Annotated in this window: 2 protein-coding genes, 9 tRNA genes and 1 rRNA gene; 1 reads left to right on the forward strand and 11 read right to left on the reverse strand. The window is 47.4% G+C overall.

Annotation, left to right across the window (positions count from 1 at the left end):
- The 11 genes from AC0TWI_RS13905 to AC0TWI_RS13955 all read right to left on the reverse strand — a co-directional run.
- A 16S ribosomal RNA gene (locus tag AC0TWI_RS13905) occupies positions 1 to 63 on the reverse strand; the annotation flags it as partial.
- Positions 64 to 142: 79 nt separating this feature from the next.
- Positions 143 to 216 (reverse strand) — tRNA-Gly (locus tag AC0TWI_RS13910).
- Between the two features lie 14 nt (positions 217 to 230).
- Positions 231 to 307: transfer RNA gene (locus AC0TWI_RS13915), tRNA-Pro, on the reverse strand.
- Between the two features lie 5 nt (positions 308 to 312).
- A tRNA-Arg gene (locus AC0TWI_RS13920) sits at positions 313 to 389 on the reverse strand.
- A 15-nt stretch (positions 390 to 404) separates the two neighbouring features.
- A tRNA-Leu gene (locus tag AC0TWI_RS13925) sits at positions 405 to 491 on the reverse strand.
- Positions 492 to 553: 62 nt separating this feature from the next.
- Positions 554 to 638 (reverse strand) — tRNA-Leu (locus AC0TWI_RS13930).
- A gap of 87 nt (positions 639 to 725) precedes the next feature.
- Positions 726 to 801 (reverse strand) — tRNA-Asp (locus tag AC0TWI_RS13935).
- A 36-nt stretch (positions 802 to 837) separates the two neighbouring features.
- A tRNA-Glu gene (locus tag AC0TWI_RS13940) sits at positions 838 to 909 on the reverse strand.
- An 11-nt stretch (positions 910 to 920) separates the two neighbouring features.
- Positions 921 to 1,011: transfer RNA gene (locus AC0TWI_RS13945), tRNA-Ser, on the reverse strand.
- Positions 1,012 to 1,028: 17 nt separating this feature from the next.
- Positions 1,029 to 1,100, reverse strand: a tRNA-Asn gene (locus AC0TWI_RS13950).
- A gap of 83 nt (positions 1,101 to 1,183) precedes the next feature.
- Entirely contained in the window at positions 1,184 to 1,645 is a 462-nt protein-coding gene (locus AC0TWI_RS13955; protein ID WP_488126947.1) for a SprT family protein, read from the reverse strand.
- An 89-nt stretch (positions 1,646 to 1,734) separates the two neighbouring features.
- Here AC0TWI_RS13955 and cmpA point away from each other — a divergent pair, with 89 nt between their 5' ends.
- On the forward strand, positions 1,735 to 1,845 hold the full coding sequence (cmpA, locus tag AC0TWI_RS13960) for a cortex morphogenetic protein CmpA (protein ID WP_488126948.1): 111 nt from the start codon (positions 1,735 to 1,737) through the stop codon (positions 1,843 to 1,845).
- The last annotated feature ends 149 nt before the right edge of the window (positions 1,846 to 1,994 follow it).

Genomic DNA, 1,994 nt, shown 5'->3' on the forward strand with positions numbered 1-1,994 from the left:
GACTTGCATGTATTAGGCACGCCGCCAGCGTTCGTCCTGAGCCAGGATCAAACTCTCATTAAAGTTTGTTAGCTCATTTGCTGGTCTTGCTTAAAAGTAAATCATTGACGTTTGTTTCGTTCAGTTTTCAAGGAACAAATTTTGGAGCGGGTGAAGGGAATCGAACCCTCATCATCAGCTTGGAAGGCTGAGGTTTTACCACTAAACTACACCCGCACTTGACGTTCTGCTGGTCGGGAAGACAGGATTCGAACCTGCGACCCCTTGGTCCCAAACCAAGTGCTCTACCAAGCTGAGCTACTTCCCGTAAAATGGCGCGCCCGAGAGGAGTCGAACCCCTAACCTCTTGATCCGTAGTCAAACGCTCTATCCAATTGAGCTACGGGCGCATTAATATAATATTATGGTGCGGCCGAGAGGACTTGAACCTCCACGGTATTGCTACCACTAGGCCCTCAACCTAGCGCGTCTGCCGATTCCGCCACGACCGCATTTGATTTAAAACGACAAAAACTATTGTATCACTTGCACTGTTGTTTGTCAACAGTTTTTTTGGTGCGGATGAAGGGACTCGAACCCCCACGCCTCGCGGCACTAGATCCTGATTCTAGCGCGTCTGCCAATTCCGCCACATCCGCATGTGATTAGTCTCTGAGGCATAACCTCTCGAGCTTTCTTATTCTACCATATCCTCTCTTAACTTCGCAAGAAGTAAGATTTGGAAATGGCGGTCCCGACCGGGATCGAACCGGCGATCTCCTGCGTGACAGGCAGGCATGTTAACCGCTACACCACGGGACCTTTTCTTTATAAAAACTGCTGCTCTCAAAAGAGCGATGACCCCTACGGGATTCGAACCCGTGTTACCGCCGTGAAAGGGCGGTGTCTTAACCGCTTGACCAAGGGGCCTAAAAATAATATGGCGGAGAAGGAGGGATTTGAACCCTCGCGCCGCTTACGCGACCTACACCCTTAGCAGGGGCGCCTCTTCAGCCTCTTGAGTACTTCCCCATATGAAAGTTTACTAACTCCGCAGGTAGGATTCGAACCTACGACCGATCGGTTAACAGCCGATAGCTCTACCACTGAGCTACTGCGGATCAACTGACTCTTACGATTATAAGGACATACGGTCTCTATGTCAATACTTCTTAAAACTTTTTTCTAAAAAAGTTTTTCCGCCCTATCCTTCTGCAATTTCCTTCAGCTTTCCCCGGCATCTTCCACATGAGTAGCGGCTTAGATCGACACGCCGTTTCCGCTTGTAGCGCTGTCCGCAGCTTTGGCATTGGTAGTGCCGAAAGTAGACCGGCTTTTGTGAAGCTTGTGCAACGAGAGGTGTGCAATGTCTCGGTGATCCGGTTTCAGCGAGAAGCTTACGAAAATCGGCATCCCTATGCTTATAGCCTTTTCCTTCAATATGAAGGTGGTAATGGCAGAGTTCATGTTTGATGATCCCCTCAAGTTCGGCGAGGCCATGCTCTTCATAATATTTACGATTTACTTCTATATTGTGGCTTGCTAGCATATACCTGCCTCCGGTCGTTCTGAGGCGGGGGTTGAAAAACGCCTTATGGCGAAACGGTTTGCCGAATAAAGTGGCTGATATGTGTTCTGTTATCGTCTGCAGTTCTTCGTTTGTCATTCTTTCACCCGCTTCCCCTTTCCTAAACACGTGACAACTTATTTTAACATAGGTTACTAAAAGAACGGGATCCCATAGGAGGTTTTGATATGCCTGTGTGGTTTAAAAACCAGATGATGAAAGCCTTTCAGGAAAAAGACCGCTATCAGATTAAACTGCTGAACCAATGTTGGTATTTTTACCGGAGGAAAAGCGTGTAAGCCCATGAAAAAAGAGGCTGGGACATAACTAGTCTCTAACCAAGAGAAAGGTGAAATTGAGCGAGTCAATTTCACCTTTCTCTTTTTGTTATTTATAAATTTAGGATCCGCTTGCTGTATGGGCCGTAAACTTACGTAAGTTCACGGCC

The organism is Lederbergia sp. B243.17, from assembly GCF_057657925.1.